Source organism: Empedobacter sp. UBA7620, assembly GCF_002484185.1.
Lineage (GTDB): Bacteria > Bacteroidota > Bacteroidia > Flavobacteriales > Weeksellaceae > Empedobacter > Empedobacter falsenii_C.
Genome location: NZ_DLJI01000042.1, coordinates 1 through 11,092 on the forward strand (window position 1 = coordinate 1; position 11,092 = coordinate 11,092).

Consider the following 11,092-nt stretch of genomic DNA (forward strand, 5'->3'; position numbering starts at 1 on the left):
ATGTTTCATATTTATCGCCCATACTACTTTTGGTATCGTTGTTAGAGGCGCGTAAATCGTCAATCAAACCATTCAAATACGTTATTTTATCTTCGATTTGTTGTGCTATAAATTGATATAATTCTGCTTTCATTTCTTTCAATTAAATTGTTTGAGGCTTATTCTTAAATTTCAGCATATAAATGGTTCCCAAAAGACAGATAAATGCCGAAACATAAATCACCATCGGAATGCGATCCAAATAATCCTGAAAATACCAACCCGCACACAGTGCTCCAAGCCCTATCCCCGCTTCCATCGCAATATACATTGTTGCCATCGCCTTTCCACGTTCATCAGGTTTACTAAAATCTATCGTCCAAGCATTTAGTGCAGGAGAAAGAATTCCTGTTGAAATTCCATACATCAAACCACCTAAAATCAACCCTATTTTTGCATCAATAGAAGCTAAAAGCACCAATGCAACAATCAATAAAACCAATCCTAATTTTATCACCAACACACGCCCTTTTTGGTCAGATATCTTACCTGCAAAGAAACGAACCATCATCGATGATATTGTAAACACGATAAAGAAAACTCCTTTGTTTTGAAAACCTAAATGTTCAGTCCAATCTGGAATTAACGTCAATATAGAACCATAAGCGACATAGGAAAGAAACGTAATCAACGCCGCTGGTAAAGCTTCTTTTGCAAAAACATCTTGTTTCGAAATCTTTAGTAATCCGAACGAAAACTTCTGTTTATTTTGTAAGGTTTCTTTCATATTGAATAAAATCAATATTGACAATAATGCAAAAAACGAAGATGTAAAAAACATCACATTAATCGATGAATATAATGTAATTGTACTTCCCAATGCAGGTCCAATTGCCATTCCGATACTGAAACAAATTCCGTGCAAGCCCAATGCTTCGCCCCAACGTTCGCGCGGAATAATATCCGCAATGTAAGCTGCTGTTGCAGTAGGTTTAAAACCTGTCGAAAAGCCGTGTACTAATCTCAAAAATAAAAAGCCTGAAACGGTTGTTAAAACAGGATACAAAATTCCGCATACAAAACAGACAATAGAACCAACTGCCATGATAGGCACACGTCCCACTTTATCTGTTAATTTCCCACTAAAAGGTCTCGAAATTCCCGCAGTCAGTGTAAATAATGCAATAATAAATCCTTTGTATTCTGCCCCTCCCATGCTGCTTAAATAAGCTGGTAACTCGGGAATCATCATATTGAAACTCGCTGAAAACAACAACGAACTCAAACACATTAAAATAAAATGGAGATTATAAACGGGATCTAAATTTAATTTTTTATTAATGGCAGAAAACATAACGGATTTTTTGCAAAGGTAATTTATCTTAACCGAAACAAACTACACAATCCAAAAGTATTACTTGTTACAAAAAATTACTACATCATTCAACATTGTTAGTTGATAGTTCACTGATTTATTAATGAAATTTCTTATTTAAGAGTTACTTAGTTGATGTGAAAATAACTTCTACATTAGAATACAGTTAAAATACCTTATTGTATTTAATTACTTACTAAACAATTCTTATTTTAGCTTTATCAATTCTACTACCCAAAAAAACGATCTAACCAACTATTATTTTCAAGCATGAAAAACTATGAAAATCTAAAAGAGACCTTGTCTTTTTATGGCGTAAATTGTAATAAATTATATTATATCTCATCAGGAAATCCAATTTTTGCGTTTCCTGAAAGATCATTTCGAATCGACTTTTATGCATTTTGTATTTGTTTATCTGGCTCGATAGAAGTTGAGATAGATTCTCAGAAATATTTTATTACTCAAAACGAATTCTTGATTTCTGCTCCTTCTACTGTTTTGAAAATTCTAGATACTAACTCTAATTTCAGAATGAAATTGTTATTTTTTGAGAAAAACTTTCTCCTTAAAAACATTTCTAATCCTTTCTTTATTGATAAACTTAATTTGTTTACACATCAAAACTTTACAGTTTGTAAGGCAAATAAAAAAGATGCGAATCATCTTTTAATGTTAATCAATTATCTTCAAGAACAACGAGAAAGAAATGTTTTGTTCTTAGAAGATATTATTCGATCGATTATTTTTACTTTACTTCTTGAATCTGCCTCTATAATTGCTGAACAATATTCAAAAGAAAATAAAAATTATTCCCGCGAAATCAACACTCTATTTTGTAAGTTTACACAACTTGTTCAAGAAAATGTTATCGCTCACAAAGACGTACAGTTTTATGCAGATCAATTGTTTATTACAAATAAATATTTGATTCACCTTGTAAAAAAAGCAACTAAGAAAACTCCACATGTTATTATTGACGAGTATTTATTAAAAGAAGCGTATGTTTTGCTTGGCTACTCAGAGAAAACAATTGTCCAAATAGCATTAGATCTAGGTTTCAACTCTTCTTCATCTTTTGGTCGGTTTTTTAAAAAATACACTTCAATTTCTCCTCAACAATATAGAAAACAACAACATATATAAAAAAAGAAATTTGGGATACAAATGACGAATTTCGGGATACTTTAGAAAAATAATAAAGCGTAATTTTATTCTAGAATCTTAAAATAAATAATTATGGATAAAGTTACTTCAAAATTTGACAACGTTTTAAATCATTCTACTATCTACGGAAATATTGATCATCAACCAGATGCAAGTAAAGAAACACCAAGAAACACTCCAGAAAAATCTTATCCTTTCTCTGATCAGATAGGAAATTACCAACGCAATAAAGGAATTCCTACAAAATCTTATAAGGACAGTAAGGTATATATTGTGGGAAGTGGTATTGCAGGTTTAGCTACTGCCTATTATTTTATTAGAGACGGACATTTCACTCCAGAGAATATCACATTTATAGAACAACTTCAGGTAGAAGGAGGTTCGTTAGATGGAGCTGGAAATGCAAAAGATGGTTACATAATTCGAGGAGGTCGAGAAATGGATTGTACCTACGAGAATTTATGGGATATTTTCCAAGACATTCCTGCATTAGAGTTACCAGAACCTTATAGTGTTTTAGACGAATATAGATTAGTAAATGATAATGATTCTAATTATTCTATTGCACGTTTAATTCATGAAAAAGGGAAAGTAAAAGACTTTAGTAAATTTGGTTTGAATAAGAAAGATCAATTAGCTATTATCAAACTTTTGTTAAAGAAAAAAGAAGAGTTGGATGATATAACAATTGAAGATTATTTTAATCAATCATTCTTAGAAAGTAATTTCTGGACATTTTGGCGTACAATGTTTGCCTTTGAGAATTGGCATAGTTTACTAGAATTCAAATTATATATGCATCGCTTTTTACATGCGATTGATGGTTTAAATGATCTTTCTTCATTGGTATTTCCTAAATACAATCAATACGACACTTTTGTTACGCCATTAGGTAAATGGTTAAAAGAAAAAGGAGTAAAAATTCAGTTAAATACACTGGTTAAAGATTTAGATTTATTAATTAATACAGAAGGAAAAGTAGTCAAAGGAATTATAACAGAACAAGATGGACAAGATGTAATTATTCCTGTCACACCAAATGATTATGTTATTGTAACTACTGGTTCTATGACTGAAGATACTGCGTATGGAGATAATACAACGGCACCAGTTTTAGCGATAGATAATAATACTAGTGGTCAAAGTGCAGGGTGGAAACTATGGAAAAACCTTTCTGCTAAATCTCCTGTTTTTGGTCGTCCAGAAAAATTTTGTGGGAATATTGAAAAATCTTCATGGGAATCTGTTACTTTAACTTGTAAACCTTCTGCATTAGTAGAAAAACTAAAAGAATATTCTGTTAATGATCCATATTCAGGTCAAACTGTTACAGGTGGAATTATTACCATTACAGATTCTAATTGGTTAATGAGTTTTACTTGTAATCGTCAACCACATTTTCCTACACAACCAGATGATATTTTAGTACTTTGGGTTTATGCATTATTTATGGATAAAGAAGGAAACTACATTAAGAAAACAATGCCTACTTGTACAGGAAACGAAATCCTAACAGAATTATGTTATCATTTAGGAATTGAAGACCAAATAGACGACGTTATTGAGAATACAATCACTCGTTCTGCTTATATGCCTTACATCACATCTATGTTTATGCCTAGAGCAAAAGGAGACCGCCCACAAGTAGTTCCAGATGAGTGTAAGAATCTAGGTTTAGTAGGTCAATTTGTAGAAACCAATAACGATGTAGTTTTCACAATGGAAAGTTCTGTTCGTACCGCACGTATTGCAGTTTATGAATTACTTAATTTAAATAAGCAAGTTCCAGACATTAATCCATTACAATACGACATTCGTCATTTATTAAAAGCAACTAAAACGTTGAACGATGATAAACCATTCATGGGTGAAGGTTTATTGAATAAAGTTTTAAAGGGAACTTATTTTGAACATATTCTACCTATTGGATCAGATTCACCACAAGAGGAAGAAGAAAAAGAATCTTTTCTATTAGAACAATTTGGTAAATTCAAAGAATGGGTAGGACATTTTAGAGGTTAAAATCACCCACAATTCAATCCTGAATACCAATGCTATAAAACTAATAAAAGCTTCTAAATCTTTAGTGATTTAGAAGCTTTTTGAGTATTACTATATTTTTTCTATTTAAAAACTATACCAGCTTTTATTAATAAATATTAGCTATAGTGATATTATTATTGAATTATTAAAGGTTTTATTTCAAATTCTGATTCAATATTTTCCTTTAATTTTAGAAATTCTATTGTATGCATACTATGCAAATCAACATCAGTTAATCCAAATGGTCCATTTTTCTCAGTAATATATAGTCCATTTTCAAGCTCAATTATTGCTTTCTCCATTTCATCAAGTTCATTTTCGAAATATTTAAAATGATAATTAATGATTTTTAAATTTAAAATTAATTCTATTAGTTTAGATTCAACTTTCCTTGCTAATTCAAACTTTTTTAAAGTTTCACTTTCATTCCATTCTTCTGTTGGAAAGTAAGGAATTTGAATTACTTTATCATTATCAATTTTTATAAAAGACTCAAACTCCTGTAATCCATATTTATTTTCTGGGTTATAACAATATTTTATTTCGGTTATAATTTTTCCAATACTATCAGTCAGGGTCATTTTACAAAATTAAACTTAACAATATTTCTTTACAAGAATAAACAAAACCTGTTTTACAAAAAAGTTGTCATTACTATATATCCTTCAACAACACCCCAAATATACACAATCTCAACAACTCCCAATACCCCACAAAAAAAGCTCTTATCAAAGAGCCATTTGGTTAAAAAACTGTTTTGGATAATAGAATTTATTTCCAAACTTAATATAAGGAATCTTATTCGTTTTCCTCATCCGATACAACGTTTTGTCACTTACGTTAAGCAAACTTTTTAGGTCTGCATTATCATAGAATTTCTGACTTTCTTCTAACAGTAGAAAAGTTTTTTGGAATTCTAGTAGCAGGAGTTTCATATCCTTCAATGCCTCTCCATCATTTTGTAAAAATAAATCATTTTTCATATATTTAGTTAGGGTTAGGACTAACTAATTTACAACATAAACATATAATAACCAAATATTTACAAATCTAATAATATTCCTCTACGCATAATCAAGCTATCACCCTACTTTTTGTAGAGTACTCAAATCGATTATGTTCGACAATAAACCAATGTATCGTTGAACAGTTTTAGGATTAAAACCATAAATACAAGCAAGGTTCTCCCAGAATTTTACACCAAACATAAAGATGAAAAAAAAACACATATTCACTTTGCAAAAAAAATACCACATAGAAACATAGAACCAAATGATTTTGCTTTCCAATTAGTAGTCTACCTATTCGTATTTTCAACTAATTTTTACAAGCCATCACAACTAAAACTATGTTTCTATGTGGTCAAAATAAATTTGAACAACATCTATAAAATTCTATTTTCGATACGATTCTTCTTCACTCTTCTACGCCGTTAAACAAAGTATTGTACCGAAAAATCACTCCAATCAACGAACTTCATTTTACTACTACCTCACTACTACCTTTACACAACCATATACTCGCCAAGATAAATACTGGTACTCGCCATAGCCTTTGTTTCACTATTCAGAAACGCCCAAAAATTCACTTTTTTGCCATTGTAATACGTTGGTAAAGTAACATCTATAATCATAGAATCACGAGTTACAACATTCTGAAACACTTCGAACGAATTTAGTTCCTCGCAATAACAAACAAGATTCACAAAATCCGAAGGTTGCGCATTGCCTTGCCCAGAATTATCTTCCCAATTCATTTGGAAACTATCCCCACCTGCCGTCTCTATCGTAGGTTGTAAAAAGCCAACCAAATCGCCTTTCGACACCAATACACGCTCTAATACAATAACAGGTAAACCATTCTCCATTTCCAATGCATTGTTCAGCATATAAGAAGTCGCGATGTTGTAGCGCGATTTTAGCCCGACTCTATTCCCAAAATATAAATTAAGAATAAGACGAATTGGTTGCAAAAAACCAATAATTTTCTTAAATTTGATTTGTTGCATCAATTGCAAATCAGTAGGTTGGCTTTTAGATTTTTTTGGCAAACTACGGATAATGTCTTTGCCGCGCCAATTAACGCCTACTACAGTTCCTACTTTTCCTGAGAATCCACCAAGGATTCCTTTTTTAATTTCTGCCATAATTGCAAGTTTTTATTGTTAATATTCATAAAGTTAGCAACAGAAACAACACCATTTACAAAAACACAATTTTGTGCCCGCATTTGCCCTGCTCTGCCCGCATTTGTCCACTTCTGTCCAGTTACTTTTTACACAATACTAGTAATATGACAAAATAAAAACCTCGCTAACCTCTTATTTATAAGAGCTACAGAGAAATTGAATTTTTGGTCAATTTTGGTCTTGTTCGACCATTGTTCGACCATTGTTCGACGAATCTTCGGAAAAACGGCATTCTCGTCGAAGAACGGTCGAAGAAAACACGAACAAAAGTGGGAGGAAATTGAAATTGTAAAAATAAAATGATGCAAGAATACTTTGTTTCGCTATCCATACATTCATTATTACATTCTACATCAAATTACTTCGTGATACATGAATATTGTTTTTATAAGTATCTTATTTACAAAAAAATAATTATATTTGCTTCTAATTTTACGAAATGCGGATATAGTTGATTTTTTACGAAACAAAAGCTAGATCAGTTTCGTGAAAAAACAATGTTAGCTGCAAGGCTACACAACACCGCTAATAGACAAACATCCCTTGAAATAATAGGGAGCTGACCCTATTAAGGTATCAGTCCCCCTAATAAAGAACAAAATTTCTATTCAACGCCTAACTGTAATTTTGCAGCACTAAGATGCATTTCATCTTGCGTTTCTAAAGCAAAATACCCATAAGCTAAAGGTGCGGCAGCAGCTCGCTCAACTGCTTGTTCAAACAGTTTATCCCATACTTCTCCACCTTGTTTTTCGTACTCTGAAATCAAAGCTTTGAGACTTTCTTCACCGAAAACAGTAACGTGTCCTGAAAAATCTTGAGCGATATCGCTAACTTGTGCCGTTGACCAATCGATAATTCCACACAATTCTCCATTATGATGAGTAAGTGTATGACCTGCATACAAATCACCGTGAATGAATTTTGTAAAATTCGGCCATAAGGCATCATTATCCACCCATTTTTGGTATCGATTTTCTAATTCGGTACTTATACCTAATTCAGATTTCACCAAAAGCAATCTTTCTGAAATCTCATTTCTGGCTTGTTCTGCCGTCAACACTTTTAATCCGTTACTAAGAACCTCTTGCGTTGGAATGGAATGAAGTTCAACCAAAACCTTCGTCAACGATGGAATGTAAAGTTCGCTTTCTTTAGGCATATTCCAGGTTACTTCGTAGGTCTCAGTATCATAAGTTAGCGCAGGTTTTCCATCAAGCAAAGGATAGGCTACAAGTTCTTCATTAGCTATACGCCAGTCAGGAACTTGTACCGAAAGGTATTTCGACACCAATTGAAGAATACGTTTCTCATTCGCAATCTGTTCGCCTAAGTCTGTTCTTCTTGGGATACGCAACAACCACTTTGTCCCATCCTTATCTGTAGCGAAACCAACCTTAAAGTCAATTCCCATATCGTTAAAACTCATTTCATCCGAAAGAAATAAACCATTTCTTTCCGCTATTTTTTGAATATCTCTATTTTTCATTATTTAAACTTTTTTGATTTTACCTAATTGCATTAAGTTGCGAGTGCTAAACGAAAGAATACCCACAACGATTGCCAAACAACCGCTTATAATAAACGTACTATTTACACCAATACCTTCTGCAATTAGACCTGTGAATAATAAACCGATTACACTTGGCAAAACTGCCAAACTGTAATAAAGTGAAAATACACGTCCTAATTTTTCAGGACTTACCTCTGTTTGTACAATTGCTGTAAAACAGCCATTGAAAATGGACAGGCTGATACCACCAATGGCAGTTACGATCACAAATCCTACAAACCAACTTGCGGGTAATACACCACTCAAAATAAATGTAAGTCCCAATAATACATACATAACATTGACTGCGACTACTTTTGAGCCTTTCAATTTGAAAATACTCAGGATAACACCGCCAATAAGCATACCTCCGCCCCAAACTACTTCTACAATTCCCATCTCCCATTTTCCTCCTGCATAATGCCCAGTTGTAAGCAACGGAAACATAATGGCAGCTGGCATTATAACAAATGTTATCGCCATTGCATAAAGAAAAAGATAACGCAAACCTTTGTTTTTGGAAACAGTCTGAAACCCTTCCGAAAAATCTGTAGCAATAGAATGTGCAGACGATTTTGACTTCGTAGCCACATTGGGAATTTTCACAATCACGAGTGAAAGAATAGCCAGCAATGCTCCAATCAAATCCAAGTACAATACTTTTGAAATAGGAAGATAAGCAATGGCTAATGTGCCAATGGCAGGACCACCAATACTGCAAACCGAATGTAACACCTGATTAATTCCTGCTACCTTTATCAATTCATTTTGGGGTACAATCAGCGGAGCAATTGCCTGTAGTGCCGGAGCGTGAAAAGCATTACCAACAGAGCGTAAACCCAATAAAATGTAAATCCATATCAGATTAACATTTTCATTTTGTAAAATGACGAGTAACAAAAGGGCACAGAGAGCTATAAAAGCATCCGAAAAAATCATAACGTACTTCCGATTGAGACGGTCAACATATACACCTGCTATTAAGCCTATCAATGCTTGAGGTAACATAGCTGCTATTCCTGCGTATGCTAAAACTTCGGCTGAATTGTACTCCAGACTAAGCCATATAACAATAGCAAACTGAACAGCATAACTTGTGAGCATTGAAGCAAACTGTCCAGCCCATATATACATATAGGTCTTAAACCATTTACGGTTTTCCATAAAAACTTGATTAAATTATACAACAAAATAATTGTAGCATAATACTATAGAGTACTATACCATAAAAGTGGGGTTTAAAGAGAATAACCCTATTATTTAATCCAAGGCTTTGCCACGTGTTGTATACTTTTTGGAAGTGAAGCCACAAAAGTACAAATTATTATCTTAAAAAAATAAGCTATTTTAGCAAAATTAAGCCCAGCAGCTAACAAGGTATTGCCAAAAGCGGGGCTGAACGGCTTCGATTGGACATTTGTGCAAGGTTAAACATTCGTTCTTCGGTTAAACTTTAGTGCTAAAAAACCCCGCCTTCGGCAATACCCAAACCGTTGGTGGCAATTTTTAACAGCATGACGTCCAAGATTTACGATTTATTAAAATAGTTTTGTAGAACATATTTTTCAAAGTTCTCAAATAAAGTCACTCACTACGAAAGAGATTAAATCGTATTTTGTAAACAAATTGATTAGATAAATGATTACCAATAAGGGAACTAATTCCAACCTACTGCAGGTAGCAGATTAATTAATTTAAAACAAAAAATTACATGAAAAGATTAGTTTTCACATTAGGTTTTATGCTAATAGGAACATTTACTTTTGCTTCAAGTGAAAAGATTGAAGTATCAAAGATTGAAGAATCTAAAACTATTGTTCAAAAAGAAGATTGTGAAGCAAAAAGAGCTTTAACAATTGAAGTATTTGAAGAGGCTAACTTAGGATTATCTTCAAATGAGTTAATTGAACTTGGAGACGCTATGTATAATATTTGTACATTTAACAATATGAATAGATAATCATTATTTTTTTATTTTGATCCTTTAATTATTAAAGGATCAAAATAAATATTAATTATAATTTAAGTATGAAAACAATTAAAATTTTATTATTATTACTATTTACTTATAATCTATCTGCTCAAGAAATAGCAAATACATTTATATATAAATTTTATAATGCTTATGACTCTGAAAAAATTACAGCTTTAAATAAAAAAGGAATTTATGTAAAATTTGACGATTCAATTACATATATACTTGAACAAAATGATTCAATAGGAACTTTTAAAGCCGAGTCTAAACTAAATAATTCTCAAGGTACTAGCGTCGATTTAACAGAAGTATTTATAAAATCTCAAGGAGATTTTTTTTATGATTACAAAAAAAATATTGTTTTGAATAGTAAAAGAGATTACGTAATTAAAATTGATGAAAATGATTTTACTTGGGATATTATTGCAGACAACATTTCTTGTATGGAGGAACGTATATGTAAAAAAGCTAAGTTTACAAAAATAGAAAAAGGGGTAACAAAGGATAGAGAATATACAATTGAAGTTTTATATGATGACAGTTACCCAAAGAATGTATTACCATTTGGACTTTTAGGTCTTAAAGGATTAATTGTTAAAATTAATTTTAATGGCAATCAAGAAGTTATCTTAGAAGATATGAAATATAATAAAAACATCAAAATAAAACCTTTAAAAGATAATAGAAAAATAATAACTCAAAAAGAATTAGATGAAATTTTAAACAATAAAATGCTGGAAATGAGAGAAAAAAGAAATTCAAGAGTTATTATTTCTAATTAAAACTGCCACCAATAACTAAGCTTTCGTCTTG

10 protein-coding genes are annotated in these 11,092 nt (G+C 31.9%); 4 read left to right on the forward strand and 6 right to left on the reverse strand.

The genetic code is table 11. The features are described 5' to 3' along the window. Positions 1-142 precede the first annotated feature (142 nt). Positions 143-1,333: an MFS transporter gene (locus B2217_RS11200; protein ID WP_291122594.1), complete on the reverse strand. Its 1,191-nt coding sequence runs from the start codon at positions 1,331-1,333 to the stop codon at positions 143-145. A gap of 291 nt (positions 1,334-1,624) precedes the next feature. Here B2217_RS11200 and B2217_RS11205 point away from each other — a divergent pair, with 291 nt between their 5' ends. Both B2217_RS11205 and B2217_RS11210 read left to right on the forward strand, forming a co-directional pair. Further along, entirely contained in the window at positions 1,625-2,500 is an 876-nt protein-coding gene (locus B2217_RS11205; protein ID WP_125349232.1) for a helix-turn-helix domain-containing protein, read from the forward strand. A gap of 93 nt (positions 2,501-2,593) precedes the next feature. After that, positions 2,594-4,543: an oleate hydratase gene (locus B2217_RS11210; RefSeq protein WP_125349231.1), complete on the forward strand. Its 1,950-nt coding sequence runs from the start codon at positions 2,594-2,596 to the stop codon at positions 4,541-4,543. Between the two features lie 155 nt (positions 4,544-4,698). Here the strand turns inward: B2217_RS11210 and B2217_RS11215 are convergent, their stop codons facing one another. The 5 genes from B2217_RS11215 to mef(C) form a co-directional block, all read right to left on the reverse strand. Continuing rightward, entirely contained in the window at positions 4,699-5,145 is a 447-nt protein-coding gene (locus B2217_RS11215) for a hypothetical protein (protein WP_291122595.1), read from the reverse strand. A 147-nt stretch (positions 5,146-5,292) separates the two neighbouring features. Continuing rightward, a complete protein-coding gene (locus B2217_RS11220; RefSeq protein WP_314543829.1) occupies positions 5,293-5,547 on the reverse strand; it encodes a helix-turn-helix domain-containing protein in 255 nt (84 codons plus the stop codon). Positions 5,548-6,068: 521 nt separating this feature from the next. Next, positions 6,069-6,710, reverse strand: coding sequence for a DUF6266 family protein (locus B2217_RS11225; protein ID WP_115001161.1), 642 nt, complete (start codon positions 6,708-6,710; stop codon positions 6,069-6,071). A gap of 646 nt (positions 6,711-7,356) precedes the next feature. Further along, a complete protein-coding gene (gene mph, locus B2217_RS11230) occupies positions 7,357-8,241 on the reverse strand; it encodes an Mph(E)/Mph(G) family macrolide 2'-phosphotransferase (RefSeq protein WP_291122597.1) in 885 nt (294 codons plus the stop codon). 3 nt (positions 8,242-8,244) lie between these two features. Then, positions 8,245-9,468 (reverse strand): macrolide efflux MFS transporter Mef(C), encoded by a 1,224-nt coding sequence (gene mef(C) / locus B2217_RS11235; RefSeq protein ID WP_291122600.1) that lies wholly within the window; start codon positions 9,466-9,468, stop codon positions 8,245-8,247. A gap of 547 nt (positions 9,469-10,015) precedes the next feature. Here mef(C) and B2217_RS11240 point away from each other — a divergent pair. Together B2217_RS11240 and B2217_RS11245 are read left to right on the forward strand one after the other, a co-directional pair. Next, positions 10,016-10,264, forward strand: coding sequence for a hypothetical protein (locus tag B2217_RS11240; RefSeq protein WP_284584294.1), 249 nt, complete (start codon positions 10,016-10,018; stop codon positions 10,262-10,264). Positions 10,265-10,332: 68 nt separating this feature from the next. Beyond that, complete coding sequence (locus tag B2217_RS11245; protein ID WP_286496922.1) at positions 10,333-11,061, forward strand: hypothetical protein; 729 nt, start codon at positions 10,333-10,335, stop codon at positions 11,059-11,061. The last annotated feature ends 31 nt before the right edge of the window (positions 11,062-11,092 follow it).

Coding starts and splice junctions, on each gene's coding strand:
- B2217_RS11200 (WP_291122594.1), bottom strand. CDS start 1,333: ATGTTTTCTGCCATTAATAAAAAATTAAATTTAGATCCCGTTTATAAT.
- B2217_RS11205 (WP_125349232.1), top strand. CDS start 1,625: ATGAAAAACTATGAAAATCTAAAAGAGACCTTGTCTTTTTATGGCGTA.
- B2217_RS11210 (WP_125349231.1), top strand. CDS start 2,594: ATGGATAAAGTTACTTCAAAATTTGACAACGTTTTAAATCATTCTACT.
- B2217_RS11215 (WP_291122595.1), bottom strand. CDS start 5,145: ATGACCCTGACTGATAGTATTGGAAAAATTATAACCGAAATAAAATAT.
- B2217_RS11220 (WP_314543829.1), bottom strand. CDS start 5,547: ATGAAAAATGATTTATTTTTACAAAATGATGGAGAGGCATTGAAGGAT.
- B2217_RS11225 (WP_115001161.1), bottom strand. CDS start 6,710: ATGGCAGAAATTAAAAAAGGAATCCTTGGTGGATTCTCAGGAAAAGTA.
- mph (WP_291122597.1), bottom strand. CDS start 8,241: ATGAAAAATAGAGATATTCAAAAAATAGCGGAAAGAAATGGTTTATTT.
- B2217_RS11240 (WP_284584294.1), top strand. CDS start 10,016: ATGAAAAGATTAGTTTTCACATTAGGTTTTATGCTAATAGGAACATTT.
- B2217_RS11245 (WP_286496922.1), top strand. CDS start 10,333: ATGAAAACAATTAAAATTTTATTATTATTACTATTTACTTATAATCTA.